General features: G+C 37.6%; 16 protein-coding genes and 1 pseudogene. 6 read left to right on the forward strand and 11 right to left on the reverse strand.

All coding sequences use genetic code 11. The annotated features are described in order from the left end of the window. Positions 1 to 205: 205 nt before the first annotated feature. A complete protein-coding gene (locus tag MZHIL_RS04720) occupies positions 206 to 1,153 on the reverse strand; it encodes a prenyltransferase (protein WP_013898230.1) in 948 nt (315 codons plus the stop codon). Between the two features lie 193 nt (positions 1,154 to 1,346). Here MZHIL_RS04720 and MZHIL_RS04725 point away from each other — a divergent pair, with 193 nt between their 5' ends. After that, on the forward strand, positions 1,347 to 2,153 hold the full coding sequence (locus MZHIL_RS04725; RefSeq protein ID WP_172633390.1) for a phosphatase PAP2 family protein: 807 nt from the start codon (positions 1,347 to 1,349) through the stop codon (positions 2,151 to 2,153). A 212-nt stretch (positions 2,154 to 2,365) separates the two neighbouring features. On the opposite strand, the gene brxL is transcribed toward MZHIL_RS04725, so the two are convergent. The 8 genes and pseudogenes from brxL to MZHIL_RS04765 form a co-directional block, all read right to left on the reverse strand. Beyond that, positions 2,366 to 4,405, reverse strand: a complete 2,040-nt coding sequence (gene brxL, locus MZHIL_RS04730) for a protease Lon-related BREX system protein BrxL (RefSeq protein ID WP_013898232.1) — start codon at positions 4,403 to 4,405, stop codon at positions 2,366 to 2,368. A 9-nt stretch (positions 4,406 to 4,414) separates the two neighbouring features. After that, positions 4,415 to 7,024 (reverse strand): BREX-1 system phosphatase PglZ type A, encoded by a 2,610-nt coding sequence (pglZ, locus tag MZHIL_RS04735; RefSeq protein ID WP_013898233.1) that lies wholly within the window; start codon positions 7,022 to 7,024, stop codon positions 4,415 to 4,417. A gap of 57 nt (positions 7,025 to 7,081) precedes the next feature. Continuing rightward, on the reverse strand, positions 7,082 to 8,692 hold the full coding sequence (locus MZHIL_RS04740; RefSeq protein ID WP_013898234.1) for a deoxyguanosinetriphosphate triphosphohydrolase family protein: 1,611 nt from the start codon (positions 8,690 to 8,692) through the stop codon (positions 7,082 to 7,084). Further along, complete coding sequence (gene pglX / locus MZHIL_RS04745; RefSeq protein ID WP_013898235.1) at positions 8,689 to 12,174, reverse strand: BREX-1 system adenine-specific DNA-methyltransferase PglX; 3,486 nt, start codon at positions 12,172 to 12,174, stop codon at positions 8,689 to 8,691. The genes MZHIL_RS04740 and pglX overlap by 4 nt, the downstream gene beginning before the upstream one ends. Before the next feature lie 24 nt (positions 12,175 to 12,198). Next, the gene (locus tag MZHIL_RS04750) at positions 12,199 to 13,677 is read right to left on the reverse strand and encodes an AlbA family DNA-binding domain-containing protein (RefSeq protein WP_245527567.1); all 1,479 of its coding nucleotides are present in this window, start codon (positions 13,675 to 13,677) and stop codon (positions 12,199 to 12,201) included. A 33-nt stretch (positions 13,678 to 13,710) separates the two neighbouring features. Further along, on the reverse strand, positions 13,711 to 17,277 hold the full coding sequence (brxC, locus tag MZHIL_RS04755) for a BREX system P-loop protein BrxC (protein WP_013898237.1): 3,567 nt from the start codon (positions 17,275 to 17,277) through the stop codon (positions 13,711 to 13,713). 10 nt (positions 17,278 to 17,287) lie between these two features. After that, positions 17,288 to 17,871: pseudogene (locus MZHIL_RS04760) on the reverse strand (DUF1788 domain-containing protein). 600 nt (positions 17,872 to 18,471) lie between these two features. Then, entirely contained in the window at positions 18,472 to 19,182 is a 711-nt protein-coding gene (locus tag MZHIL_RS04765; protein WP_245527570.1) for a phospholipase D family protein, read from the reverse strand. A 223-nt stretch (positions 19,183 to 19,405) separates the two neighbouring features. Here MZHIL_RS04765 and MZHIL_RS04770 point away from each other — a divergent pair, with 223 nt between their 5' ends. The 5 genes from MZHIL_RS04770 to MZHIL_RS04790 all read left to right on the forward strand — a co-directional run bounded on the left by MZHIL_RS04770 (position 19,406) and on the right by MZHIL_RS04790 (position 24,190). Beyond that, the gene (locus MZHIL_RS04770; RefSeq protein ID WP_013898239.1) at positions 19,406 to 19,768 is read left to right on the forward strand and encodes a SpoIIAA family protein; all 363 of its coding nucleotides are present in this window, start codon (positions 19,406 to 19,408) and stop codon (positions 19,766 to 19,768) included. A gap of 206 nt (positions 19,769 to 19,974) precedes the next feature. Continuing rightward, on the forward strand, positions 19,975 to 21,555 hold the full coding sequence (gene ppcA / locus MZHIL_RS04775) for a phosphoenolpyruvate carboxylase (RefSeq protein ID WP_013898240.1): 1,581 nt from the start codon (positions 19,975 to 19,977) through the stop codon (positions 21,553 to 21,555). A gap of 252 nt (positions 21,556 to 21,807) precedes the next feature. Continuing rightward, positions 21,808 to 22,296, forward strand: a complete 489-nt coding sequence (locus MZHIL_RS04780) for an AraC family transcriptional regulator (RefSeq protein WP_048815481.1) — start codon at positions 21,808 to 21,810, stop codon at positions 22,294 to 22,296. 320 nt (positions 22,297 to 22,616) lie between these two features. Next, the gene (locus tag MZHIL_RS04785) at positions 22,617 to 23,555 is read left to right on the forward strand and encodes a BUD32 family EKC/KEOPS complex subunit (RefSeq protein ID WP_013898242.1); all 939 of its coding nucleotides are present in this window, start codon (positions 22,617 to 22,619) and stop codon (positions 23,553 to 23,555) included. A gap of 29 nt (positions 23,556 to 23,584) precedes the next feature. After that, positions 23,585 to 24,190 carry an HAD family hydrolase gene (locus MZHIL_RS04790; protein ID WP_342626848.1) on the forward strand — a complete coding sequence of 202 codons (606 nt, stop codon included), beginning with the start codon at positions 23,585 to 23,587 and terminating at the stop codon, positions 24,188 to 24,190. 56 nt (positions 24,191 to 24,246) lie between these two features. Here MZHIL_RS04790 and cruF read toward each other — a convergent pair whose 3' ends face one another. Both cruF and MZHIL_RS04800 read right to left on the reverse strand, forming a co-directional pair. Further along, on the reverse strand, positions 24,247 to 24,975 hold the full coding sequence (gene cruF, locus MZHIL_RS04795) for a bisanhydrobacterioruberin hydratase CruF (RefSeq protein ID WP_013898243.1): 729 nt from the start codon (positions 24,973 to 24,975) through the stop codon (positions 24,247 to 24,249). Positions 24,976 to 25,217: 242 nt separating this feature from the next. After that, positions 25,218 to 26,075: a prenyltransferase gene (locus MZHIL_RS04800; RefSeq protein WP_013898244.1), complete on the reverse strand. Its 858-nt coding sequence runs from the start codon at positions 26,073 to 26,075 to the stop codon at positions 25,218 to 25,220. Positions 26,076 to 26,091: the final 16 nt, after the last annotated feature.

Consider the following 26,091-nt stretch of genomic DNA (forward strand, 5'->3'; position numbering starts at 1 on the left):
TAATAATTTCATGTAATCTGGAATCTACAAAATTTATTTCATTAGAGATAAATGATTTCATATAAAAAGCGGATACATTTAAAGCAGATAATCAAACATTATTTTTGAATACTAGCATCACCATGAATAAGATGCAGATTCACTGAGAATTATTTAATTCTTTTCTGTTTAGTATGGCAAACTTTATTTCCTGTTTCAAACTTGTTTATATATTTATCAGCAGAATAAAACCTATAGTGATCATTGCTGAAAAAACGATGAAGCTGAAGAAATTTAAGCTTGCCAGTTTCAAAATCCGGGGTCTAATCTTGCTACCATCAGTATGATTTATGATTTCTCCAAACATTGGTAATGTTTTTACCATCAACAGCAAGTAAGGGATCATTGCTAGGATGAGAATCCAGCCTGCAGGGAGTAGATAAGCTACAAAGATAATGTTGGATATTAGCAATAAATGCAGAATTAAGAGTCCAAAAATGCTCTTTTTTATCCCCAGTCTGAGCACAAGGCCACGCTTTTTTGCTTTTATATCATAGGGCATGTCCGCCAGTTCTCCACTCCAGGAAAATATCAGTGTAGTCAGACCTGTAATGGGCATGATTGAAATTATCAATGGATGAAATGGAACCCCCTGAGCAGCCGAACCTAAAAGAATTGCAAGAGGACCAAAACCAAACCAAACGACAATTTCACCAAGCCCCCTGTAGGCAAATTTGAAAGGTTCTGCTGTATAATATTTGCTAAGAAAAGAAGCGGTCAGAAATATAAAAATAAATACAGGCCACAGATGAATTTCTGAAATCCAGATAAGCCCTAAGGTTCCCAGTAAGCCTATGAAAAGTCCTGTTCTGGCTATTGTGAACATTTTTCCTTCAAGTTCAGGATTTTTAATTAGTGTAGCAGATCCTCCACTGAACAGGTTTTTACTTGAACTTAAACTGTCAGACCCCTGTTTTGTGTCATATATGTCATTGTAAACATTCATTGATATATGAATGCTGAATCCAACTACAGCTGCAAGAAAAAGACCGGGAATGTTCAGATTTCCTGTGATAAACATGGCAACAGCTGTGCTTATGAGTAAGGGAAAAAGCATGGCTATAAGACCAGTTATTCGGGTCATTTCAAAAAAACCGGGATTTTTTTCAGCCATAGTTTAAAATTCACCTGCAACCATATTTCCATAAGTCCATTGTACAAAATTATTTTTAGGTATGAAAAAGATATAATAATAGCTATTATAATTAAGAAACAGAATATTAATTACTGTTTAACCAAAAGAACAAGATGTTGATAAAATGAAGGATATTTATTTATTTTTGATCCTGGTTCCATCGGTTCTAATTATGAACGTGATTGCATACTACATTTTCATTCCTGATAAATACAAATACAAAAAAAGAAAGATAAATGAAACTATTTCAGCAACAACTCATAAATTTTCATTTTTATCTGAAATTTTGCCCTACCTGTTGCTGGTAGCTTTTGCATATATATTTGTGAAGTCTCAATGGTCAATCGTAACCATGCTTGGTATTTCTCAAAGTTATGCCCTTGCAAACTACATTCTTGATGTGGAAGGCAACATTGTAAGCCTTTTCCAGATAATTGCCAGTCCCTTTTTAACCTATGTGAGTTCATTTATCTATCTTCTAGGATTCCCTTTCCTTTTAACCTTCACATTTGTGATACTTCTGTTCACAAGACAGGTCAAAGCACTGCAGGAGTATGCCATTGCAATCACAATTGCCTATATGCTGGCTTTCTTATTCTATACCTTCACTCCTGTAGCTGTTACTGGACACACATTGCCTGATGTTGTTCCTCTTCTTTACAATCTAAGTCCTATCATAAACGATGGTTTAAGGTCATTAGACCCATTTCTCAACAGATGCTTTCCAAGCCTGCATGCAGGCCTCTCCTTTTTGGCAATGCTATTCATAATATTCAAAACAGACCTCGATAATTTCAAACCCATTGCCATATTCATTACAATAGCTATTCAGTTTACCATATTCTATCTGGGAATACACTGGATACTGGACTTCATTGCAGGAGTAATACTTGCAGGTCTAAGTTTTTATACAGCTGAACAGGTCCACAAAAGAATAACAAATTTCCAGGTTAGTTATGGTAAAAAGGATGAGTATTGATTTTTGGCTCTGTTACAAATTTAAAAATTAAAATACCGTTGCTAGAATGATTGATCTGGTTTTTCAACTACTTTGAATAAGTATACCGTGGTGAGAAAGAGGTTGGTGAAGAAGAAATGATTGAAGATAATATTGTAAATAATGAAGAAAACGTGATAGATTAACAGCTCATAAAAATTATTTTATTAGATTCTACAATAAACAATATTCCATCACATAAAGAACAAAGATTTCTGAGCAGCATCAATCGGATCATCATAAAAAGATAATTGGAATTTACTCAATACTTCAGGCGGCACACTTCCCAGCCTTGCAGTTGAAGCAGACGGAATCAATACTTTCTTTGCTCCGGCATCAAGACATACCTGTAGTAGATCTGCCAAATTGTCCACTGCATTAATGGAGCCACCAATTGTCATATCTCCAATAATAGCGGTTTGTTCATGCAGTGGCTTATCAAGCGCTCCGGAACAGAGGCTGATGAAAGTTGACAGTGCCAGACCATTTGCCAGTCCGATTCCATACATATCCTGGAAGTTGAGGAAATAATCGCTTTCTTTTGTGGATATAGATTGGCTTATAGATTTGGCATTGGCCTTGAAATAATTAATAGCAGTTTTGACAGATTCCTTAGCTGATGAATTGCTGCTAAGCCCCGTAGCTTCATATTTTCCATTGCCGGTGGCAATTTGAAGTTCTATTTTATAAACCCCGATTTTTCCGTTCTCATTTGGTGCAACAGCAAAAGCCTCTCCGGGTTTTCCAAGTCCTGGGGGAATTATTTTGTTACCACCACTTTCTGGAACGTTGACAAACTTTTCTTCCATTGTTTCATTATCCAGGTAAGAGAAATTCACATCGAAAAATTCCATACCACCAATCTTTTTGAGTTGTTCCTTTACACGCCTTCTGCCTTCCAGAGAGTATTTGAGTACTTCTTCAGCTTCTTCTTGGGTAATTTTTCCATTGGGATATATCAGTTTGACAAGGCCAGAATAGGTTTTTTTAACAGCAATCACGTCTCTCTGGTTCAGGTTGGATCCCATCTTGAAATATTTAAAAAGGCTGTCTGCGTAGGAATATTTACGCATTTCACGGAAGAATTCGGCAATATAGTCGACAATAAAACCATGTTTGTCGGTGAAGTGTTCTGGCCGGAATTTTGGGACTTCCCAGCCTGGAAGATAGTAATGTATCCTGTCGAAAAAAGCGCTGTCATTATTCATGGCTTCGGGAAAAGGAGCAAACAGATGGTGAGTCTTTAGAAGGGAGGAGACGCTTTGGTTGATATTTCCTACAAAGGCAATAGAGGCATTGGCATTGATCTGCTCTTTACCTCTAGCAAAAGATCCTGAAGCCATGTAGTCTTTTAGAATCTGGATTCCATCCTTATCTTTGAAATTGATACCTGCAACTTCATCAAAGGCCACTACATCCCACATACCTACCAGTCCTACCTGACGTGTGGACATATTGTAAAACAGATTTGCTACAGTAGTTTGTCCCCCAGAAATAAGGACTGTGTTTGGTGAGATTTCTTTATATACATGGGACTTGCCTGTGCTTCTGGGGCCAAGCTCACACATATTATAGTTGTTTTCAACAAGAGGTACAAGCCTTTCAATAAGATGCCATTTTGTCCTTTCTTCTAGATTGGAAGGTTCCATCCCTACGGAGCGCAGCAAGATGTCCATCCATTCCTCTTTTGTGAAAAAGTTTCTGTTCTCAAGGATTTCATTTATATTGATGTTAGGCAGTTGAATTGGCTTTAGATCAGAAATTATGAAAGGTGACCCCATCTGTTCTGGTTCGTATTCCATTTTAACGATGCACCATATCCCGCCTCCAAGCAGTTTATCATAGCGCATTACATAATCGGATTCAACTTCCACTTTTGCAATACCCAGATTGGAAAACACGGCTTCATAGACATCACGTCTTTCATTCAGTTTTACAGTAATCTTATCAATTATTGTATAATAGCCACTTTCTCTGATGCGGGATTTAATCTTTTCAGCCTCATCAGGCCTGACATAATTCCTAGATAGGATGTTTTTGACTTTCTCCACACCAGCTTCTATAAGGTCTTCATCTTCCGTGGCACAGTTTGAACCTAGCAAATATTCCAGGACGTAAACCGGGACATTGTAGCCTACTTTCATCATTTTAGTGAGGTCTTTGCGTACTACACGTCCTGCGAAGTATTGTTGTAATTTTTCATCAATTGATACATCAATTTCTGTCCCGTTCATTTTTCTGCCTCAAAAATCAAAATCATCAGTCATAAGCAAGTCTACTTCAAAGGGTATGGGATCTATTATAGTTCTCGCAGTGGAGTCCTCATCTATTAACTTGAGATAATATGTTTTATTTTCTACATTCTTGCCAAGAGTTAATATGACCTTCTGCTGGCGCTCTTTAGGTTCTCCTGAGGAACTTTCCATAATCACAGTTTTTTCATCACTTACCTTCTCACCATCGAATTCACTGTCCCAGAGTGCTATACGCAATTTTAAAGGTCTAAGCTTATCACTTACCTTTTCAGTCTGCAGCAGATTTACAGAGAATGAATTGCTTGTGATCCTTCTGCTCGGATTGGTAACAGCTACTCCAACCTTGCCTTTTTTGATTCCTTTACGGTCCAGTTGTGAACTCTTTTTGTAGCTATACTTGAGGACTGGTATAATTATCTCCTGGGGAGCCAGGCCACCATGGACAAACTTGTTTCCGCCTCCCTGCATCCTGAATCTCAGATCAGCTACCGGAACATAGGCATAAAGATCGTCTTCCGTTTCAATAAGATTGTTGATTTTGAATTTGTGAGTGTTCATCACATCGATATCTTCTGTAGTGAGGATGAAGCGTTTTTTAGAATCGATTATCCTGTCTTCATTAAATGTTGCTTTATCGAGTTTGTAGACGCTTTCCAGGTCATCCCGTCTGTAGATGAAGCCGTGATCAGATGTTACAATTACATTATTTAGAAGTTGGGAATTGGTTAGTTTTCCAATTATTTTTTGGATTTCTTGGATGCAAGTTTCCGTCTCATCGAATACTTTGTCTTCTGAATGTTCGCCAGTAGAATCTATAACATCGTGATATATATAGAAAAGCCGCTTTCCTTTGTACTTTTCACGTAATTCTTCTCTTGATAAATCAATTATTTCCTTATATGTCAAAGTAACACTGTCAGGAGTTGCCTTGTCCACTATTTTTGCCCGGTTGGGAGTGCCTTCAGTGCTAATACCATCGGCCAGATAATGTTTATTCTTAAGTTGCAATGAATCATGAGGTAGCAGTGATGCCATTCCCAATCTGGTATAAGATGGAAGAGAACCCACCATGTTATTAAGTTCCATTGTACCAAGTCTGTCCTTATTGAGTCTTTCCTGAAGTTCTACAGCGATCTCATAGCGCATTGCATCGGAAATTATGACTGCAATTTTGTCCCTGTCATTCTTTTGCATGATTTTTTGCACATATAATTTGTAGAATTCATCCTGCCTGTCTGCAAGTTCTACTTTCCAGTAATCACCAACATCTGTATTGATCAGTTCACTCCAGTGGCCGAGCATTTTGTCCAGTAGGTTATTGTTGTACAGGTTTTCCACACGTTCCCTGATCTTAGAAAGAACGTCCGTCTTGTTGTCGAGGTCATAATTGAAGTAAAATTTACGGTAGTAATAATCCATCTGGTAGAGGTTTTTCTCATACCGGGCTATGAATCCACGTACATCTTTACAGGAAGCAAGCGTTTTTTCAAACCCTTTGGCAAACCTATGGAGTTTGATTGCGTATTCCAAAGCACTGTAGATGTGCTGGAATTGTGGATACCAATGCTTGGATTTTCTCTGGAAAATCCAGTCCAGATATTTTTCATATTCTTCCAGGTCGTTACATAAACTGTCCACAATCTGTCTTATGATTGCTCGATCGAATACGTCAAAGGCTTCGGCCTCTATGTATTTGGAAGGATCGGAGTCTTTGATCTCCTGCTTGAGATATTTTTCGAGTTTCAACTGGCTATCTTCAAAGGTTTCCCTGCTGTATTGATCAAAGTAAATCCCGTCTTTGGAGTGATCCATCCATGTACGGATAAAGATCTCACATTCATTACTCATGGAGTTGATGTAGTTCTTATATTTCTTCAGGGGAAGAGCTGTGTTTCGTTTTATGTGTGTTATAAGGATGCTCAAAAATAATTTATATAGTGTAGGATCTGGCTGTACAAACCCGAAGTATTTACCTGCAAGTTCCCAGAAATCATCTTCAAGATTGAGCCTCTGAATCTCAGCCCAGGAGGGGTTTTCAGTTTCATACAGGGATTTAAGGAACAATTTGCGAACTATGTCCTTAAAATCAATAGTATCTGACCCTGTGAGCACTGCCAGAAAGCCCAACACCATTTCGTCCCGGCGCCAATTTGGGTCATAGAATTTCCGGAATGGCTCTACACGTGCTTTACTTTCAAAGAACCTGTAATGTTCTTCCAGGAAATTATCCAGATCATAGCCTTCGATTCCGAATTCACTCTTTATATCAGATATCCGGCTGTTTTCAAACCTTTCAGAATACATTTGTATATCCAGCAACCAGTTCTTCTCAGGCTGTGGCTCTGCCCGGGATGAATATATCAGAAAATGAGTATCAGGTTTATCCTCTTCAATGAGTTTCTTGGTCTCAAAGAAATTCTGCTCAAGCCTGTGGACCTGAATACCGTTCTCCTCAAGAATTGGTTCAATCTCCTCAAGCCCACCATCAGCTGCAGTCTCATCCTTATCATACCAGAAAACTATCCTCCGGTCACTGTATCCTTTTGTATCATTGAATTTTTTAAGTATGGCCTGTGCGGTCTTTTCGGCGTTGAGCATGGTTTTATTTCCTGATCATTTAGTAGCCACTTTTTTTAACCCTTCATTGGTTAACTTTCAATCTATTAAATATAATTTCTTATATTCTTCATTTGCATAATTATCTGACATTCCTGCGATATAGTCACAAATAGTAGAAAGATAAACATAATGGTTTTCCGCAAGACATTTTAGGAACTTATCTGTTTTACCAGTTAAATTATATGATTCAGTTGAATTGATTGATTTTAGTTTTTCGTAAAACTCTTCATTCTTTTCAATATCCTCAAATTCCAATCGAATCATATTCTTCAATTTAGATGGGATTTCTAATCTCATCAAATCTTCTAATTTTAAAGAATTATTTAATGTATTTACTTCAGAACGACTCAGCCTATTGTAATCTACATCATTTAACTTTACAATTCCATTTTCACCTTCAAAGCTTATTACGTATATATCTGAATTTTTAATCAGTCCCTCTGTGAGTCTTGATAATACGTATGAAGGCATTTGGAGTGGGTTTGTGTAAAATGCTTTGAATAATTGCCTTATTACGAACCGAGATTTCCCATCGAATTTGTTCACCTGGTATGAGTTCAAAATTCTATATTTTACTAGTTTTTCGATTTCTATGTTAAGCTCTCTACCCAAAGGAGAAAATGAAATAACTTGATTTTGGAGTATATTCCTTTTCATATCCTGACTTAGTTTAGGATTTTCTTTTAATATATTCCGATGGGAATTAGCAAAAACGTCAAGAATAAAATATTCAATCATATTTCTTACTAGATTATCAGTTTTAAAAAGTCTAGATTTTGATTTTCTGTTTTCAATAATATTATCTCGAACTTGAGTTAATAGTTCAATTAAATTTTGTAAATGCTCTTTATCGTTTTCTTCATATTGAGATTCTTTTAAAATAATTTTATCAATGATTTCTATTATTTCTCCATATAATTTATCTAATTCAAATCCCAACTCTTTATTTCTAAGTCCATCATCAATATCATGTTGCCTTTGGGCAATTTCGTCTGCTATAGATACTATTTGACCTTCCAGTGTAACTGAATATTTTTTGTCAAGATATAAGCTTTCTATCAAAGAGTCATCACTTAAAAATCTCCTGATATCCCATCGTTTCTCATCTATTTTAGTGTGTTTTAGGATTCCTTCCAAAACTTGCCAGGAAAGATTTAGTCCTTCATGATCTTCAAACTTCAATTGAACTACATCTAATACACGCAAACAATTATAATTATGTTTGAAGCCTCCAAAATTTAAAGGATATCTGATTAGACCGAGTTTATCTGTTCCACTCATGACTTCATCTAAAACTCGTTCTCCCTGATGACCAAATGGTGCATGTCCAATGTCATGTCCTAAAGCTATAGCTTCAACCAAATCTTCATTTGCATCTAAATATCTTGCTAAACTTCTTGATATTTGGGTAACTTCTAGAGTATGTGTTAGTCTTGTTCTATAATGGTCTCCCATTTCATTAGAGAATACCTGTGCTTTATGCTGCAATCGTCTAAATGGTCGTGAAAATAGAATTCTATCTCTGTCTTTTGTAAACTCACTTCTATTGATTTCTTCTAATATCTGACATGAGATGGGTAACTTTTCCTCTATTTTTTGATTTAACCGATCCGTTGCTTGAAATTTTTGGCTTAATTTACGTTTCATATCTCCTTCACCAACCCATCAAACAACTTGTAATTCTCCTTGACCCCGTCATCCAGATCGATCTCAATATATGCATCCGCCTTGTTCTTGAGCACCTCATCATAAGCCATGATCTCCTCGATATACCCAGCCAGTTTCGCCTTCTCCTTTGCACTCTGGGCATCTTCACTTGAAAGCATCTCCCTGTGAGCATCCATTTTCCCTTCCAGCTCCAGTAGATACTCAGTCCGCATCCTGGCAAGCGTGGTCCTGTCATAGCGATGTATGTAGACCAGTGCATTGAAAGCCCGCTTTTTCCCTGAGGTGAACAGCCAGTAAATAGGCCGCTTCTTGTACATTTTCACATGGTCTTTGTAGAAATCCTTGAGGAAATAATCCCGGATGACCTGCTCGGAAGACTTCGTTTTCTTCTTACCTCCGACGTAGAGCGCCTGTGCAATGAAATCCATATTCTCCGAGAGCTTCTCCGGCCCGAATGTCACCTTTAAAAACTCCTTGAACCTGCCTACGATGTCATCTGTGAAATACTCCTCATCCAGTATAGGAATGATGGCATCCTCATCCGGCAAAAACTCTGCATCAGGAACTTTCTCCAGAAACTCCTGCATCCCTTCTCCCTGATTGGCAAGGATCAGCCCTTCCTTATGCCGAGAATATCTCCCGAACATGCAGCCCACGGCGTAGGAGATGAACTCTTTAATGGTATCAGTAAGCAGCAAGGTTTCCAGTTCTTCCTCGGATTTGTTGTTTCCATAACGGTAATAGGGATTGCAGGTAAGCGTAATCTCCGAAAGCGGCACATCTGGGGTCAGTTCATCCTGCAAACCGTAGGCTTCAATGAAAATACGGTTATTATCCTCTTCCATTTGTTGCATTTGCAGTGTCATTTCCTTCCAGTGAGCGCGGAGGTTGGAATAGGTTTTTTCGAAGGTTGGACAGTGGAATTCGGGTTTGAGGAATGGTGAGGTGGTGAAGTCCCAAGAAGTTTCGTAGGAGTCCCAGTCGGATTTTGAGACATTAATACATTCAATTGATTTGTCTCTGGTTTTTTTACTAATTGTTTCTACTACAAGTGGTATTTGAATTATGTCTCCTACTTTAAAATCCATTGTAGGGGATAATACTTTCAAATACTCATTCGCTAAAATACTGTTTAACAATCCAAGGATTTCAAAAGGATTATTTGTAAAACCTTTAGCTCCCTTAGAATCAAATAAGAAACCTTTTTGGCAGTATCTTACAGATAGATTCCCTGAACTTAAAGAAGACCAAGTAAGTCCCTCCTTGAATCCGTATTCTCCATTATAATTGTGAGATCTGATACGTCCATTATGAGGGTCAGTATTATTTTTGATATTGTATCCATTATTTTCATATTCTACAATAAAATAATTATTTCCATACCATTTTCTGAATGCTCCACCTTTGTTGTAAGGAAACCATTTTCCTTTTGAAATAATTGATTCTGCTTCTGATTCACAACCATATGTTATTTTTTCATAAGATACTTCATTCCAATATCTAAGAAAACGATCATTATCAGCAGTTGCCATCCCTTCTCTAGTAGTCAAATATTTCCCGAGATTAGGTAAATTAAAGGTTTGCAAATAAATTTCACTTACCCAATAAGCAATCGGGCTCCCTGGAATCTTCTTAAAATCGGCGGCGGAGGCAGTATAAAACCAACCACAATCTGGATTTTTTATAGCTTCTAGAGCTTTTGGAGCCTGATTTATTGCTCCTCGAAAATCAGATAGCCTTACATAGCCACCTTTATAATTAGGAAGATGGGCATTTTTAGCTGTGAATGTACAAATTGGTACTGTTGCACCGTCAAAACCCGAATATTCAAGTTGAATCAATGAAGTGATAGTTTTCTGCTCTATCAAATAATTTCTTAGTTTTTCATATGAAGAAATAAACATCCATACATACGGTGTCATAAATCCTAGTTGGCCCGCAGGTTTTGTAAAATCGAAATTACTTACAATAAACATAGCAAATAAATCTGACTTGCTATTTGGATAGTTGTCTTTAGCGTACTTCTTTAGGATGGGATTCATTCCCTTATTGCCCATATAAGGCGGATTCGTTACCACGCAATCATATTGGTTGCTCATCAGCTTGGCCTGTTTGATGATGGCATCCGGGCTGTTTGGCACGTCTCCAAAAGTATCTATGGCAGGATTCTTGCTGAACTGGGCGTATTCGGAATCGATCTTGTCGAAGTCGAATTTGGGTAGTTTGAGGATGGAACCGTATTCCTTTGCGTCCTTAAAGAATTCGATGAGACGGTGCAGTTCTGGATACTTATTTTCAGGGATGTAATCGATATTATTGGTCTCCTGGATGGAGCAGATATTGAGCTGGATATCTTTTTCGAATAATTTACGGTCGTATTTGCGGGCCTGCATCATCAGGGCAAATCCTGCTAGCTGGGTGGCTCGGTCATCGATTTCCAGACCGTAGAGGTTCTTATTAAGGATCAGGGGTGCGATCTCATTGTCCAGATAGCCCATGGAGCGATAGATATCGTAAAACACTTCAAAGGCATAGACCAGAATATGGCCTGATCCCATTGCCGGGTCAAGCAGGGTGATTTCTTCAGGACTGTAGACTTTTTCTTCCGGATCAGGAGTCTCCTGGTCGATAAAATACTCAAACTTGTCCTGCAGATTGGGATTCGGATTGGATTCCAGCCATAATCTGCCTAGGGAATTCTCCACCATGTATTTGACAATCCACTTCGGAGTGAACAACTGGGTTGCTGCAGGAATATTCTCCTTATTGATCTTCATATTCTTCTTCAGGTTGGCAAACACCTTTTTCTTACGGGGTGCTACGTAATCCTGATAGATCCAGCCGATGATCTCGACTTCCTTCCAGTCCTCTTCAGGAATAATATCATTTAATTCCACAAGGACAGAATCCGTATGGAGCAGGTATTCCGGGATGAGTAATTCGGTGTAATCCTCAATTTGCTCGAACAGAAACGGCATGATCTCATGCAGGTAATTGCAGAGTCTCAGGATCAGGTAGTGATAGAGTTCTTCGTCCATACCCTCTGCTTTGAGGTCCAGTACATGATCCAGATCCAGCTGCAAAAAATCCAGGTCTGATGCTTTTGTGAGGATATCAGGTTCCTTCCTGCCTGCATCAGATGAGGAAAATATGTTTACAGGCAGATAATCGTTAACCTCCATGAACTTCAGGGCTACGAACCTGTTAAACCAGGTATAGGTTACCTCGTCCATCACCTGCTCATAACCCTTCTCGGCTACTTCCTTCACAAGTCGCTCTCGCTGGTGTTTGATCTTTTTATTGTAAACTTTCCCTCCAATAACAATGGAATCCGCGTGCTCTGAATCTACAGGTAACACTTTATCCGGCAGGATACCGTAAAAGGCAGCCCTATGTTTTACTTCCTGTTCCAGTTTATCCCGTAATGAATTGGAAAATGTAATGATACTGTTCTTGTCCACTTAGACCACCTTGAATTTTGTATTTCATCCTCTGTTTTCTTGCAGATACTTTCGCCCCTTCGCAGTCAGGCGGTATTTTTGAGTCGGGCTTTTTGGTGAATCCGGTTGTGTCATTTCAACAAGGCCGGCTTGAATGGCGGGCTTCAGGTAATCATAAACAAATGTCGGACGACTACTTATACCGACACGTTGCATTACTTCCCTTCTTCCTAATGACTTATCTTCAAGGCAGATAACCAAAGATCTGACTTGTTCGGTTACTTGTTCGGTTACTTGTTCGGTTACTTGTTCGCCTGGCCAGGAAGAAGTTTCTTTACCAGCATGGGTTTCTGTAGATACCGCAATAGAATCTGCCAGGTAAACAATGAACCTCACCCTCATACCTATCTCAATAATCTCCGGCTGGGGAAGCCCAAGTTCCTCAGCATCCTTCAGGATACGGCGAAAACCACTGCCCCACTGTTCGATCAAGTCAAGTTCCCTGAAGACTCTGGCAATAACACGATTCCTGATCCTTGATACGCCCTGCTTGACATCCTCGATAGTCATGCCCGGCAGAAGTATGCCTGGATTCTCTATCTCTATTCTGTCATCAAAGAAAGACACTCTGATAGGTGCTCCCTTCTGGGAATAATCCGCATGCACGATGGCATTGACAAGAGCCTCACGCAGGATAGTAAGAGGAATGCTCCATACATCCTTGCGTCGGATATCTGAGAAGTCTGCACTTCTGAAAGCATGTTTCTTCAAAAAGAACATTACGGACTCAACAGAGCCTGGAAGATCTTCATGGATCTCAGTATGGTCGAAAATGTATGCTTTATCCATTCCCTTGAAGCGCCCACACTGTATCCATGCATCGGGGAAATGGAAATCTCTCTGTTTTCCAAAGAGAAGCATTGCACCAGTGCTTGGAACCAGTCTCCCTTGCTCCCGAATTAGGATCTTGAGCGTTATCAACTCCTCTTCGCTTAGCTCCCGTACTCCCTTAAAACGCTTTTTAGCAACATCGAGATCAAGCTCTTCCAAAGATAGATCAGGCATCGGCATCTCATCAAAAGAGATACCTGAAGCACTTCTCTGAAGTTCGGCTATAAGCTCCCTGTCAGCTTTTCTGTTAGTAGAACCAAGTCTTACATAAACGCCATCTATATGACCTTCTTTCCTGACCCAGTGAGGACGTGAACCACTAAGATATACCTCAATAGCCAGTACAGTCTTACCCTCTACTGTCATTAACTCGACATTTGGAACAAGCCGGGGGGAAATACTGTCAGCAATAAGACTGCAAAGCCGCTCTTCCTCATCAAGCGGATTTGAAACTCCTATGATTTCCTTTGTCCCATCCTCAACACCAATAAACAGAACTCCTCCGGCAGTATTGGCAAATGCTACGAGCGACTTCAGTATATTTTTTGGAGAAGACACATCACGCTTAAATTCCAGTGTCTTGCCCTCAGGCAGTCTAACCAGCTCAGATATCGGCAGCCGCATAATTTTCATCCTACAAATCTCATTCGTATATTCGCCTTTTTATCAAATCACTTCGATTTTATTTTCTTCGAGCAATTTCTTCATTTTCTGACGGATATTGTCCAGATATTCTTCCAGATCTTCTTCAGTCTCAATTTTCTTTTGGCTCGTAAATTCAGATGCCTTAACAACCTTTGTAGGCTTTACACGAACCGGCTCTTCTCCATCTTCATCATCCTTTGTTTCCCTGATAAACTGTACTTTTTTGGAAATCTCGCCACTAACATCCTCGTACAAATCATCAATAGAATCATTCAGTGTCTTTGCATAGACACATTCTTCACATGCTGCAATTTTACCCTTACGATTGTCAAAGCGCTGCAAGATGTGGTTTTTGAAATTCTCCTCTAAAATTCTATAAGAATCGATATCCTTGGCAACTTCATTCTTGCGTTTGTCCAGTTTCTCATAACTTTCTTCCTTTAGATTAGAAAGGCTCTGTTGCAGACCTTTATCTATTTTCCCACCTAACTGCGGTAGTTCTTTTATACGGGAGTATGGTTTATCCATCTCCAGAATTTCCTGTACAGTCTGAACATTTCTCTGTATATCTGCATCGAGAAACTGCAGATTGCGCTCATAAATATCTGCCTTCCTGTGCATATTTCTGAAGATATCAACCATTTGACTTTCAAAAAAACTTATTGCAGGTTTTGCTTCTTCGTAAAGCTCTATTAACTCATCTTTCTTATCCGCAACCGCCTGCAAAAAATCAGAGGGATCATTTATTTTATTTATTTCTTTCAGGAACTCACTATAAGCCTTAATTTCTTCCCTGCCCGGATAAGCTTCAACTTCTTGATAACGCCCTGCAAATTTCTCTGCATCATCTCTCTTCTCACTGAAAACCTGTTTTGTATATTCAAAAAGATCATTTTCTTTTTCAGGAATTGCTGTCTTATCAAATACATCATTCAAGACATCCTTGACAGCTTTTATAGTCTCCTTATTGGACTTTTCTCGAATCTTTACAACAATCCTATCAGCATCTTCCTTTTTAGTAAGATAACGGGCAATTTCATCGGCATTCTCGGATTTGAGGATCAAAGGCGTTTTTTGATAGCTGAGCTTGATCTCCTCATTGGCAAAAAGAGTGGCTACAAGTCCTGAAATAGTCATATCCTTCCACCCATAGGGCTTGCTCGAAAACCTCTCCTTAATATCCTTCAAAACAAGCACATCATTTTTTTGTTGCCGAATTTTGATATAATCGCGCAATTCTGCAAGCGCATTCTTATTGGTGTCAGACATTCCTACACCAAACCTTTCCAGATCATCAGCCCTTAATACCCTCAAGACATCTTTATCTGAATCATAGTTATAAGTCACATAAGAAGCCTTGCTGTAAACATTGCGGGATAGCTCATCAAGCCCGTCTTTAATTCTCTCCTTTGGGTTTTTCTTTTCAATACTGTTTACTTCTTTTCCATCAACGAAAACCCGGGAATTCTTTGCACTTTCAAGTACTGCTCTTTTAGCCTCATCAATCAGCTTTTCCTTTTCCACTTCCTTGGAACGCAATATTTCATTAATTTCTGCTATGTTGGAATTTGAACTATTTTGACGCAGATATTTCTCTATTTTTAGATGGCTGCGAACCAGATCAACTACTTTACTATCCTGCGGGAAAGCAAACAATAAAGTATCCTTTGAATCCACATTGCTCAACATATCTCCGGAAAGGGACTGTTGATCGCTTTTATGGTATAATTCATCTGAGAGAGGGGTCAGGAACTTGACAGTTAAATCGGCATTGCCGGCTGATTTGTACTTTTCATCAACTGCTCTGTTAAACTTATACTCCTTATATCTGGCAGGGCAAACTTCACTGGAATCACCGAAAATATATGTATAAATTGTATCCAGAACACGATAATTCTCAACCTCAGTATTCTTAATTTCCTTGTTGATCTCCTGCTCTTCATTGGTCAGGAAATGATAACTATTTCCAGACTTACTGATAAGGGTCTGTTTTTCTAATCTTTTAAGTGACTCGTCCACTTTTCTCTTCAATTCCAACTTATCCTCATTAACAGAACTAACTGAAAGCACAACCAGATTATCAAGGTTTGGAACTACTTCTTTAACATTTCTTATCAGAAACAGTAATTTAAGAATCTGGTTGTCAAATTCCTCAAGCTCTGCATTGTCTTGAGCCTGAGTGATTGTTGATTTGATAATGGGGTCAAGGAAACTCTCAACAGTATCATAAAACGAATAAAATGGAATAAGGGTACCCATATTTTCTTCAGCATATTTTTCAGTAGCTTCTTTGAAAGCATTAAGCATCGAACGTTCACCTTTAGCAAGGTGCTTTCCTGTAAACCCACTGTTTCTGATTCTCTCAAACACTTTCTGCAAAACGAAAAACTGATAGGGCACATAAGGATAAACATTAATGAAATCCTCTTCACCCTTGTACAATTTCATCTCTGCACAGTCTTTGGAAAAAGACATGAGATTCTTAAGTTCATATCTCTTCTCAGCATAAAAAGCTGCAAGGGTTTCATTATATTCCTGCTTTTTGGCAAGTATTCTCTTTTTGATAACTTCATCCACATTGGCACTGGAAAGACTCAATCTGGTATCAAATCGTCCCTGGATTTTTGAGAAATCATAACCTTTGACACGGTCTTCTGTAATAGTATCAATATCAGCCTGAGCAGTCACTACCAGCCACGCCTTTCCTGCCAATTTTGTACCCAATTCCTCTACAATGGTCTGCAAGTTAAGCATCATCTTGCTATTTTCACCAATATATTGTCCAATCTCATCAATCAGAAAAATAACCTGATGATCATCGCCTTGAGATTCACAGTATTTTTCAACCTTTTTGGCAAACTTCTCTACATCCAGATGATAGGTTTCCCCATCATTTTTAAAGAGGGTGTTCAATGATTCTCTGCTTTGATAATCGCAGGCCACCAGAGCATCAATTATAGCATCCTGTTCAAAAGCATATGAATCACGTCTCTCCTCCCAGGAATCCCCTGCGATCTTCTGGAATTCAAGTTTGAATTGCTCATACAATCCTTTTTCAGTCAGATCCTCTTCAAGATCTGCGATCCAGAACACGTCTCCATAGAAACCTCGCTTTTCATTAAAAGCTCGCATCAAAATATTAACAATCGGTTCTGGATCTGCATGAATGGTATTGGCCTTTGAATCAATATTGAAAAGTATTACATCCTTGGTACCAAAATTAACGGAATTTTCAATATTACTGTAGATTGAAGGATCCTCAACTTTCTCCTGGAAAAAATCAAGAGCATTTTTACCCTTAACATTACGGTTTTCAAGAAGGTAGGATAACATTTTGATAAAATGCGATTTACCGGATCCAAAGAAACCGGAAACCCATACACCTATTTTATCTGTGGGAGTAAGCATTGCGTCATAATAGCGCTGGAAAAAGATATCCAGGTGCTTTGATGTCTCCCTAGTGATTACATATTCATCAAGTTCAGTATAAACAACATCTTCATCATACTGATCGACCTTGATAACTCCTTTAATGTCCCTTTTTATGTCCTTTTCAAAAAGATCTTTTATCATAATATCGTTAATCATATTCCCACTCTCAGTTGTCTATTGCACTGTCATCCACAAGCCTGAAAGCCCTGTAGTAATTTCCGTCCTTGAACTTACCAAATAAACTTAAATCAAGCCCGCTATACTTTCCAGGATAAAACAATATCAACGGCATATCATCTACAACAGGCTGTAAATTATTTAGAATTGAGTGCGATCTAACAAGAGGCCAAGCTTTTCCTACACCAGTGATGAAAATAATACCCACATCACCAAAATCATCGATTTTTTCTTGATGGCTCTCTGGATGTTTGCAGGTTTAAGCATGAGTCTTAATTTTTCAAGCAATTTGTCAGAGCCTTTGTTTGATTCAAATTGAATTATTCTTTCTATAGGAATTTTTACTGTGACAATCTCCAAACACAGTTCATATAAATCAATCTCCAGGATATTTATTGATTTCATTTTCAAATTCTCTTTTAATTTTGGAATCCTGGAACGCATAAGCAATTCCTTTTCTGGTGGATAATCAAATATCCAAAAAGGGACTTCATTCCCCAATCCTTTACCTTGTAGAAACTCTTCACTCCGGATAGTTTCCTCAAGTAAATCTAGGCGTTGTTCTATTGTCATGGTTGTTGAAATGTTTTTTTATTGATAATGTATTTAATAATTAGTACTCGCCCAATAATATCTGAAAAGTTGTTTCATCTGTTGTCAAATATAATTATGATGCTTAATAATTTTTTGATTATTTTATGAGACTTTATCCATAAATAACTTTCAATATTATTTAATGTGTAAATATTGTTTAATCTCATTTTTTGCAAAAGTCCTTATTTGAGTGATACTTTAAATGGGTTATACCTTTTGGTTTTATTTATCAAGCTCTTGATTTTAGACTTATTTTCCCTGATTTCCATAATTTAGTGTACCTGAACTGTTAGCTTTAAATTTATTCAATCTCACTCAATTCCGGAAAAAAGGTGTTATTAATGAATGAAGCTGTGTTTGAATGTTGGAAAAATCCGTATTCAGGTCAAGTGACTTTATACTTATTCTGTTGCTACCCAGCATATGATCCTTGTCTGGAGTTATTTCTTCATTCTTTTTAGCATAAAGCAGTACACCACTTACATTTCCTGAATCTTCTCTGTCCCTGTTCTTTACGTAGGTACATATCTGATACAGGTTTGAGGAATGCTGAGAGCGAATTTAGCAATATAGTAAAAATTAAAGGGGTAAATCTAATTTGTTTTTATATTTTTTATAACAAGTATAACAAATTGGTTTAATTTTACTAGATTTGGTATCACGCCCACATGTGTGACAAAATTTTTCTTGATAATCGTCCTTTCCAAATTTACTCCACTTTGTGTAGCAATTTTTACAATATGGATGTAAAGGATCTAATTTTATTTTCTTCTCACACCTAATACAAAAACCAGTATCAATGAGCTCTTTGGAATTACTTTTTTTATTATTTTCTTTTTTGTCTTCTTTATGAGATACCTTCTCAACGGTTACTTTTACTTCTTCACTAACTCTAAACAAACGTTTAGCTTCTTCGTTTATATCGTCATATAATTGAGGGTCTGTATCTCTAGAAACATATATTCCCATTTCATTGTTGTTTTGTTGAGAAAATTCATAAAGGTTCATGGAAGTTATCAAAGCTTCTTTTTCATTTAAGTAACACTTAGCATGTAAATTTTTACAAAAACCTGTTCTAACATAATCTAAATTTCTCAACCAATTGTTTTCATCTGGCTGGAGTTCATTTTTTCCGTAGATGACTTCGGTATTAATTTTAATTCTATTTTTATCCTCAATTAGTTCCCGAATTCGTTCATTAATCCGTAAAAATGGACTAATCAAAATTAATTTTTCATCTGCATTTTTTATAATTTCTTCTAACTTAAAAGAAACTCCTGTTGTGGTCAAAAATTTAGGCATAAGTTAAAATTTTAATTTTTACTATATAAAACATATAGATCTATAACAAAATCCTCAAATCATTTTTTTGATTTAACCTAAGTTTGTCGGTAATTATGAATGAAATTTTTTTTAGCTTTATAATATTAATAACAATGCAACAAAAACTAAGAACACTTTTATTACTTATAATTGACAAACCTAGGTTATAGAATGAAATGGGGGAAACATTATGATAGAAATTATTGAGGATCTGCCAGAAAATGTAGTTGGAGTTACTGCAAGTGGAGTAGTAAAAGAAGAAGATTATGATAAAATACTAAAACCTCTCATTGAAGATAAAATACAAAAGCATGAAAAGATCTGCTTCCTTTACCACCTAGATGAAAATTTTGATAAATTTACTCGCGAAGCTCTATTAGAGGATGCTAAAGTTGGAAAGGAGTATTTCACATCATTTGAAAAAATAGCTGTTGTTTCAGATAAAGATTGGCTACTCAATACTGTTGAAATATTTAAATTTGTTATTCCAGCATCTGTAAAAACTTTCAGCAATGAAGAACTAGCAGACGCAAAGGCATGGGTTAGTGAATAACCTGTTGATCAAATCTTTTCTTCTCATGTTTTCCAAAAGCATTAGAAAAATTAAGTGGCTCGTAGAAGTATTCAATAGCCAGAATAGTTCCAATAGGAAATGATATATATTTATCTGGTGTAATATTATGTGTTTTTTTAGTCTTTGTTGCATTTTTATTAATTGTGACTGGAAAGCTTGGGGTATAAAGGAGTGAGTGAACAGAAATGACATCAAATAAAATGTATCCGAAAGTGATGTGTACACAGCATCCGGATTCAATATCCAGGTACATATCAACCCAGGAAGAAACATATGAAGCAGTCGAGGCAGCTACGAAATACGGTTGTGATGAATATATGCCGGACTATGAGGGCAAAACCACACCATATCATCAGAGTGCTCAGATAATATCAAAATTCATAGAGGAAACTGACCTGGTTCTTGGTAAAGATATATTTATTACACCAAGAGTACCAAGCGCTGTTCATGAAAACCTATTTCGCCAGCTCATGGTTATGATGGCCATCGCTGAAGCGAATTACATCTCCTATAAACATACAGGTATTCAGGCAATAGACGAACTGGTGCATCCAATGACGAGCTCTGTTGGCCAGATAGTAGAATCCCAGCAGCACATGATAGATGTGACCAACCTTGCAAAAAAGGAATTCAGTTTTGAGATGGAAGCTCCCCGGATAATACCACTTATTGAAGAAGTTCCAAAACATCTGAATGCTAAAGAAATTATAGGAAACACAATTACAGCCTATCAGGAACAGCTGAATCAAACACCCGAAAAATACAGGGTATTTCTGGGAAAATCAGACTCTGCACTAACATTCGGGCATGTGGCCAGCACACTCTCATGCAAATATGCAATAAGTGAGCTTCACGAATTAGAAGCCGACACCGGGATCCCGATAGGAATCATATTCGGAACTGGTTCACTGCCTTTCAGGGGACATATGAGCCTGGAGAATAAAGATAACTTTTTCATGGAATACAGGGGCATTGATACGGTCACATTGCAGTCTGCTTTGAGGTTCGATCATGAAAAGGGTGATGCAGAACAATTTGTAAAGTATGCCAGAGATGAACTGTCAAAGTCTCCGGATATATTATCTGCTCAGGAAAAAGAAGAGTTCATCAACATAATAGGGATATTCGGTGCCAGTTACAACAGAGCAATACAGCAGTTTTCATCGACCATAAACAGTATTGCCGATTTCCTGCCCCAGCAGCGAGATCGACTGATGCGTGGGGGCAGCACTGGATACGCAAGGGATCTGCCTGATTCCATAATTGTGTCTCGCCTCTGTCAAAGTGACATTGGAAATGAGCTGCAAGCAAGTATGGCATGTGGTAGTATGAATCTACCAAGAGCAATAAAATTCACAGGAGCATTGTATTCCATCGGAATACCGCCTGAAATAATTGGCACTGGATCTGCTTTAGAGAAAGTCAGAGAAAAGTTGGGAGATAGTGTCTACGAGCGGCTTCTTACCAGATATTTCCCGTCACTGCAAACAGACCTCAGGTTTGCATTTCAATACCTTGATACAAATACAGCATCAAGGTTCCTGTCGGATTCACTCCATGAATCTATCCGAGAAGAGGTTGATATATTAAGAAACATATTCGACATTGAAACTCAATGCGACCCTTCATACCGGATGCTTCTGGAGATGGCAAATCCGCATCTTCTATGTGCAGCAGACAGTAACTGTATTATGGATGCAGACCTCTTGCAGCTTACGCGTTCAATAATGATCAAGATGGGGAAAATGAGGAAATCACTGGGATAACCAAATAACTCAACTGGATGCAATGAGATAACAAAGAAAGCATTGTCGAACAGAAGCAGAACAGTCTGTCGGTTTTAAGAATACATCAGGATGGTTTCGGAGCTAAATGTTGGAAATGGCATCCTGTAGCCATTTCAATACATATATCACTCATACAATCAGTAAGAAAATAAGATTCGACTACTAGCTAAGTACTGTATTTATCTAGTAGGGGGTACAAAAAGGATTTTGGAATTAAAGGTGGGTGATAGTTTGGAAATTATAAACGAACCTGTGATAACAGAGTTGGAAGAAAGGAATGTAGCATATGTTTCATTTGTTGGCAATTACATGGGAGATGCCAGCGTCTTTGAAGAGATGTTTGGTAAACTGTTTAGCTGGGCAGGTCCTGAACAATTAATGGGACCCGATACTCTTCTGATGTCTGCCTATTATGATGACCCGGGTGTTACTCCACCGGAAGAACTTAAGCTGGACGTGTGCATGACCATTGAGGATGATGTTGAAGTTGAAGGGGAAATTAAGAAGAAAAAAATTCCCGGTGGAAAGTATGCAGTAATGCGTGTGGAACTGGCAGGGGCAGAAGAGTATGGTCCTGCATGGGAGAAGATAGTTGAGTGGGTGATGCAGAATAATCTTGAAATTGATACATCCCGAGCAAGTTATGAGATCTATCTCAACTCCCCTGACGAACATCCTCAAGGACACCATATCCTTGATGTATGTATGGCTGTGAAGTGAATAATATCGGGACATTTATGGAAACTTATAATACCTCTTTTTTAAAACAGAACTATGGGAATTTGAGGGGAGAAATTGAGTTTCTTTTACAACTCATCTTGCAGTTTATGAGATGAAATTCAAAATCTGGCAGGCCTTTTAGTTTGAATGATATTGCAGGGGATTTGAGATATGGAATCTGGAAAATAAAATAAAGAATCAACTTATAGAATGTGAAAACATTGCAGAGAACATTTTAAAATTCATCATATATTTAACTGGATGTGAACAAAATAATATTCCAAACTGCTTATGTGGGGTGAATACCTATTTCTTCATATGTGAATCGGCTTGTACCAGGTGATACTTTCAGGGACTGGCTGGTGGAGATTCTTGGTGAGAGGATAAAGAACAAAGATTGCTCGGTTGATGTTCTCAAATATAGATCAACATCTCATACTGTGTGCAGATATAGATTCATTGGAGAGGATTACAGTGTTATTGCAAAATTCTTTGCAGAACCTTTGGGTGAACGGAAAGAATACGACGCATACAGTGCAATGATCACGGAGTACAATAATCTCAATAGAGCCGGACAGTTCATTAATGTTGCAAAACCCATTGCAGTAAGAAGCGATTTTAACTGTGTTCTTGTAACAGAATATATAAGGGGCAAAAAGCTTTTGTGGCACATGGAGAATCGTGAACGTCTGTATGATGTGCTCAGATCCATTGCATATATGCTCCGTAATTTACATGATAACACAAATTCACATTATGACAGAGAAAATGAATTTGCAAATTTCCATCATCTGCTGGATCAACTGAGACTAGAGCCCAGCATAAGAAAAAGTTTTGATATGCTGCTTGGCAAATGGTGGTATAGTACACTTATCGATAGTGAGCACGGGTGCATGATCCACAGAGATACTTCACCTCTTAACTACGTTATATCAAAGGGTGTACCATATGTCCTTGATATGGAAAGTTGCTGGTATCATGCAAACTGCATAAGAGATATAGGTACTCTTTGCGCAGAGATGAAAAACTACTTTCAGCTTAACTGTGGATCCGGAATGAAAGCTGAGCCTTATATAGGACACTTCCTCTGGCATTATTGCAGAAGTGAAGAGGAATTTTACAGGAACACAAGGATTTTGCCATTCTTTATGAGCATAGGCCTTCTGAGAACTGCAAGACTATATAGGCATTCACCATACAATCAATATCTTTTAAAGGAGGCATTATTCTGTTTGAAAGCTATAGAGTCAAAGGTCTGATATTTGATCTCTATAAAACGATCATAGATATCCATACAGATGAAAGTGACCTTGCTACATACAATGCCGTTAGTAAATGGTTGATGTATCAGGGTGTTATGATAGCAGCAGACAGGCTAAAAGTTGAGTATGCTACACTGATCGAAGAAAAAATGAATTCATCTAAGGAAGCTTATCCTGAAATACGGGTAGAAGAGATCTTTTCAAGGATATGCAAAGATAACTCTATCTGGGATATTAACCACCATAAACTTGGAATTGAAACAGCAAGGGTATTCCGTTCTGCTTCACTGCGCAGGCTTGAAGTATTTCCCCAGAGTCACCAGTTAATAAAAGATAACCCGCACTTGAAAAAATGTGTTCTTTCTAATGGCCAGCGTGTGTTTTCTGAACTTGAGATGAGATTTTTGGGAATATACGAACTCTTTGACCTTGTTATTTTCTCCTCAGATGTCAGATATAAAAAACCCAACCCCAAGCTATATCAGCTTGCAATGCACAAAATGAAACTTAATCCTGATGAGATATTATTTATAGGGGATACACCTGAAAACGACATCATAGTCCCAAAGAAGATGGGAATGAAGGCCATTCATATCAATGAGGCCTGGGAACACATGAATGATATGCTTTAAGGCTGTTCTTTTCATTTCAATTTTTAAAGTAGGAGGTCTCGTTCTGTAAGGGAGGATTAGTTAACTTTTTCAAAACTGCCTATATGTCCTTTTGTTGACCATGTGATAAAAGCTATCAGAAGAATACCTAAAAAAGCAGGTATTAGCAGTTTCATGTAAACGCAAACACCTGTCCAGAAGAACATTATCAGCAGCAGGCTTGAGGCTAGTGCTGGGGGTTTGTTTTCCCTCAACTCATATCGGGTAATACCTATCCCAATAACAGCTGCTACCAATCCGCTTATTCCCCATCCTATGAAATTCATCAGTGGAACACCATAAAACATGCCAGGTTCTTTCCATATCCAGAACTGCAGAGCCACAGCTGCAGGATCCAGCACAAGATCTGTCATAAGCAGCAGAAAGGTAGTCAGCAGCACTATTTGCCATAATTCTGGTCTCTGGTGATTTATCCTGATTTCGCTTGCAAGGTAAAGGCTGCCAATGAAAAGCGGAAGCCAGGCAAAGGGCACTGTAAAAGGTGTAGTACCAAACAATTTTGTCCCTATCATTTCAGTGTAATAAAATTCCGAATAAGGAATTCCGGTAATAATGGCCATAGTTTCCAGAACGAGAGCATATAAACCCATTATTATCAACAGGAAAAGACCTTTTTTTGTTCCAAGCCATACAAGTACTGCTAAAAAACATGGAATTGATAAGAATATAATAAAAAAAATAGATATTAAAGAATGATGAGAATCGATATTAACACTGGAAAGAAAAAAAGCAGGTATAAGCAGCATGAAACCTAGTAGATAGAATAGTCTTGAAAGATCTTTTATGATAAACACCCAATCATTTATTTTTTATTATCTTTTCTACTCATGCTGTACAGGCCCCTTTCATATGTATGGACCTGTATACTGCTTATTACTACTATTAATTCAACCTAATATTATAAAAGAATGAATACCCTTTGTTTTTTTGACAACCAAAAAAACAAACAGAATGGATTTTTCTAGAAAGCCTTTTACTAACTTCATTTTTACACCCAGGAAAATATTTTGTAATTTATTAAAGTAAAAAACAGCAAACCACCTAAAAGTATGTTAATATATGGTAAATACCAATAGAGTTTCCTGATATCTACCGAAGGTCTAATTATCAGAATAAGTGGAAATGCTGGGAAGAGTAGGGCTAAAAAGCTGAGTACATGAAGTGCAGATAAATATATAGCTATAAATGCCAGGATTGTCCAGAACACAAGTACTATATATAAAGCAACTTTTTTCCCAAAATAGACCGGTGTAGTGATTATACCGGTGATACGATCATATTTAATATCGGGAATTGCTGAAAAGATATGCATTGCAGAAATATGGCAGTATGCTGCAAGTAATATGACCCATGATGGGAGATCTCCTGCAACCAAATAGTATGCTAAAATGCCTGGCATTACATAAAGATAATTCGAAGAAAAGTCTAGGATAGGTCTTTTCTTAAGCCTTAATGGTGGTGCACTATAAAAGTAAGAAAGTATCAAAAATCCTGAAAATATTAACCTTTCACCCCAGCTCTGAAAAAGCATTAAGATGAGACTTATACCTAAAATGAAATAAATTGAATATTTTAATTTTAATTTCTCAGATTTTTGTAACCGATGTTCCATTTCATCTTTTTTTGGATTTAGTTCGTCAGTATCCTCGTCCCACAGATCATTTACACCGTATATGAAAATATTTGCTAAAAAGAAGAAATAGAGAAGATAAATGTAATATTCGATTTGAATAAAGTCAATAAACGTGTTCGCAGCTAGTGCATACCCTACAACGTAAGTTCCTCCAGTATATATCCAAAACCTGAACCTGGAAACTTTAAACAAAAATGAAAAGGTTGAATTCATAAAATTTTTTAATCTA

It is taken from the genome of Methanosalsum zhilinae DSM 4017 (genome assembly GCF_000217995.1).
Taxonomy (GTDB): Archaea; Halobacteriota; Methanosarcinia; order Methanosarcinales; family Methanosarcinaceae; genus Methanosalsum; species Methanosalsum zhilinae.

Coding starts and splice junctions, on each gene's coding strand:
- cruF (WP_013898243.1), bottom strand. CDS start 24,975: ATGCTGCTTATACCTGCTTTTTTTCTTTCCAGTGTTAATATCGATTCT.
- brxC (WP_013898237.1), bottom strand. CDS start 17,277: ATGATTAACGATATTATGATAAAAGATCTTTTTGAAAAGGACATAAAA.
- ppcA (WP_013898240.1), top strand. CDS start 19,975: ATGACATCAAATAAAATGTATCCGAAAGTGATGTGTACACAGCATCCG.
- MZHIL_RS04740 (WP_013898234.1), bottom strand. CDS start 8,692: ATGAAACGTAAATTAAGCCAAAAATTTCAAGCAACGGATCGGTTAAAT.
- MZHIL_RS04800 (WP_013898244.1), bottom strand. CDS start 26,075: ATGAATTCAACCTTTTCATTTTTGTTTAAAGTTTCCAGGTTCAGGTTT.
- MZHIL_RS04770 (WP_013898239.1), top strand. CDS start 19,406: ATGATAGAAATTATTGAGGATCTGCCAGAAAATGTAGTTGGAGTTACT.
- pglZ (WP_013898233.1), bottom strand. CDS start 7,024: ATGCTCAACGCCGAAAAGACCGCACAGGCCATACTTAAAAAATTCAAT.
- brxL (WP_013898232.1), bottom strand. CDS start 4,405: ATGAACGGGACAGAAATTGATGTATCAATTGATGAAAAATTACAACAA.
- MZHIL_RS04720 (WP_013898230.1), bottom strand. CDS start 1,153: ATGGCTGAAAAAAATCCCGGTTTTTTTGAAATGACCCGAATAACTGGT.
- MZHIL_RS04750 (WP_245527567.1), bottom strand. CDS start 13,677: ATGAAAATTATGCGGCTGCCGATATCTGAGCTGGTTAGACTGCCTGAG.
- MZHIL_RS04725 (WP_172633390.1), top strand. CDS start 1,347: ATGAACGTGATTGCATACTACATTTTCATTCCTGATAAATACAAATAC.